The sequence below is a fragment of the Salipiger sp. HF18 genome, assembly GCF_011806505.1.
Taxonomy (GTDB): Bacteria; Pseudomonadota; Alphaproteobacteria; order Rhodobacterales; family Rhodobacteraceae; genus Salipiger; species Salipiger thiooxidans.
The window spans coordinates 1-2,217 of the sequence record NZ_JAATOS010000595.1; the positions used below are offsets into that span (position 1 = coordinate 1).

Consider the following 2,217-nt stretch of genomic DNA (forward strand, 5'->3'; position numbering starts at 1 on the left):
CCGAGAGCATGCTGTCGTGCCCCGACAGGAAGCGGACCCGGGGCCGGGCGAGCGCCAGCCGCCGCGCCACGTCCTCGGCCAGCCCGCGCACGGTCTGGAAGCCGGTGACATAGACCTCCTCGGCCTCGGTCAGGTAGCGCTCGGCGGCGCGGAAGGCGGGGGTGCCGATGCGCGCGTAGACGGTGCTCACCGCGCGCAGTTCGGCGTTCATCTGCTCCTGCCAGTCCTCGGGCAGCTCGAACCCGTCGTCGGCGATGCTTGCCCCGGTGACAGAGTAGCGGTGCCGCAGCATCGCCTTGAACTCCTTCATCCCCGCGCAGCCGAAACGGCGCAGCATCCGGCCCACGGTGATCTCGGCCACACCCGCCTTCTGGGCGATGGACTTGCCGGTCTCGAAGGACACCGAGTTCAGGTTGAGGAGAAAATACTGCGCAACCTTCGCCTCCTGCTTGGGTAGGGCGTGCAGGCCCTGCTCGACTTTGCTTACAAATTCATCAATCGGCGCCTCTGCATAGGACGCAAAGCCGTGTGACATGCCGGATCTCCACATGACAGAAAACTAACATTTGACGGAAATGACAGTATCGAACCAGTTTGGTGACTCAAGGCAAAACCGAAAAACCGGATGACAGGGAGCCACTGAAACCATGAAAAAGCTGCATCTCGCCGCAACCACGGCACTGATCCTCGCGCCGCTGGCGGCCTCCGCCGAGACGCTGTCGCTCTACAACTGGGGCGACTACATCAACCCGGCCGTTCTCGAGGCCTTCACCGAGGAGACCGGCATCGAGGTCACCCTCGACAGCTACGGCTCGAACGAGGAGATGCTGGCCAAGATCCAGGCCGGCGCCACCGGCTACGACATCGTCTTCCCGTCGGTGCACATGCACGACATCATGTTCCAGCTCGGCCTTCTGGCAAAGACCGACATCGGCAAGGCGCCTGGTTTCGAGAACATCGACCCGCAGTTCGTGCGCGCCAAGACCGATCCCGACGCCGAGTACTGCCTGCCCTACGCGTGGGGCAACGTGGGCATCGTCTACAACAAGGCGCTGGCCGGCGACATCAAGAGCTGGGCCGACTTCTTCGCGCTGGGCGCCGAGGGCAAGAAGATCACGCTGCTGGACGACCTGCGCGAGACCATCGGCATCGGCCTCATCGTGAACGGCAACTCGGTCAACTCCACCGATCCCGACGAGGTCGAAGCGGCGGCGGATTACATCATCGACCACATCGCGGGCGTCACCGCCTTCACCTACGATTCCGTGCCGCAGGTGATCTCGGGAGACGTGGCGGCGGCGCATTGGTACGTGGGCGCCAACCTCTATGTGTCCGAGAACCCGGACACCATCGGCTACATCATTCCCGAGGAAGGGGCGACGATGTACCAGGAGGACATCTGCGTGCTCGAGTCCGCGCCCAACAAGGAGGCCGCGCAGAAGTTCCTCGAGTTCTACCTCAAGCCCGAGATCGCCGCGATGAACGTCGAGCAGCAGATGAACGGTACCCCGAACAAGCCCGCGCAGGCGCTGATCCCCGAGGCGATCGCCGCCAACGAGACCATCTACCCGTCGCAGGATGTGATGGACAAGCTGCAGATCTTCGAGGACCTCGGCCGCGACCTGCAACTCTACAATTCGGAATGGACGCGCATCAAGACCGCGCAATGACGCCATTCGACACCCATCCGGCGGGGGTCTTCCCCGCCGGCCTGCAGGACCGCAAGATCATGCCATCACCCCTTGAAATCATCGGCGCCCGCAAGGCCTTCCGCACCCCCGAGGGCGGCACCATGACCGCGCTCGACGGGATCTCGCTGCGGCTGGCCAGCGCCGAGTTCGTCACCCTCCTTGGCCCCTCGGGCTGCGGCAAGACCACGCTTCTGCGCACCATCAGCGGCTTCGAGACGCTGGACGCGGGCGACGTGCTGATCGACGGCACGGCGGTCACCCAGATGCCCGCCCATCGCAGGCCGGTGAACACGGTGTTCCAGCGCTATGCGCTCTTCGGGCACATGAGCGTGGCGCGCAACGTCGGCTATGCGCTCGAGATCGCCGGGCGCGACAAGCGCGAGATCCGGATGCGGGTTGGCGAGATGCTCGAGCTCGTGGGGCTGGCGGGCATGGAGAAACGGTCGATCGCGCAGCTCTCCGGTGGCCAGCAGCAGCGCGTGGCGCTGGCCCGGGCGCTGGCGGGCAAGCCGAAGCTGCTGCTCCT

Annotated in this window: 2 protein-coding genes and 1 pseudogene; 2 read left to right on the plus strand and 1 reads right to left on the minus strand. The window is 65.0% G+C overall.

The annotated features are described in order from the left end of the window. Nucleotides 1–535, minus strand: a pseudogene (locus tag HC022_RS24610) (MurR/RpiR family transcriptional regulator); the annotation flags it as partial. A gap of 112 nt (nucleotides 536–647) precedes the next feature. Here HC022_RS24610 and HC022_RS24615 point away from each other — a divergent pair. After that, entirely contained in the window at nucleotides 648–1,670 is a 1,023-nt protein-coding gene (locus tag HC022_RS24615; RefSeq protein ID WP_008884203.1) for a PotD/PotF family extracellular solute-binding protein, read from the plus strand. A gap of 59 nt (nucleotides 1,671–1,729) precedes the next feature. After that, on the plus strand, nucleotides 1,730–2,217 hold a 488-nt coding region (locus tag HC022_RS24620), incomplete at its 3' end, for an ABC transporter ATP-binding protein (RefSeq protein WP_167454145.1).

What these genes read in the sequence shown, in the direction of transcription:
- HC022_RS24615 (WP_008884203.1), top strand. Translation starts at nt 648, where the DNA reads ATGAAAAAGCTGCATCTCGCCGCAACCACGGCACTGATCCTCGCGCCG.